At 31.1% G+C, this 623-nt stretch carries 1 protein-coding gene; it reads right to left on the reverse strand.

The features are described from left to right. Window positions 1-69: 69 nt before the first annotated feature. Window positions 70-623: GNAT family N-acetyltransferase (locus tag KPC_RS20240; RefSeq protein ID WP_146196705.1), on the reverse strand; the 554-nt coding region annotated here is incomplete at its 5' end.

Below are 623 nucleotides of genomic sequence, written 5' to 3' on the forward strand. Positions count from 1 at the left end.
GTTTTTGTTTGATTTGGACTATTTAATTTTTTATTTTTAGATAGCCCAATTCGAATTTTGAATATTTTTTTAATGCTCTATCCCATATTTACAAATATTTCTTAGACTTCCATCAACTGGATTCCTTTTAACATTCTCTTGAATTTCCAATAAATCAAATCCAGTCCTTTCACATAATTTTCGGGCTTTTGTATTTTCTTCATCTACATACGCAAATAAATTTTTAAATTGATAATGATCTAGCATGCACCGAGTAAATAGCGTCAACGCTTCGGTCAAATACCCATTTCCCTGATACTCAACATTTCCCCAAAAGCCTACATTTGCACTCTTTTTTTCCCATGAAATATCATGTACATCCATAACCCCTAAAAAGTGATTATTTTCATTTAGACGAATACTATAAATAAATTTTGTTTTATTGATTAACTCCAGCAAAGCCCATTTACAAAATGCTTGTGTTGCAAGTAGATCTGGTTTTTCAAGAGCCCACGGTAAACTTGCGGGAAATTTTCGTAATACATCCAAAGATGTATGCATTGCCAAATAAATATCATTGGCATCCTGCTCTGTTAGAATATTTAATTTAATCTGGTTATTTTTAATCTGAAACTGTTCAAGGT

The sequence above is a fragment of the Acinetobacter stercoris genome, assembly GCF_900323515.1.
In the GTDB taxonomy this organism is placed as follows: Bacteria; Pseudomonadota; Gammaproteobacteria; order Pseudomonadales; family Moraxellaceae; genus Acinetobacter; species Acinetobacter stercoris.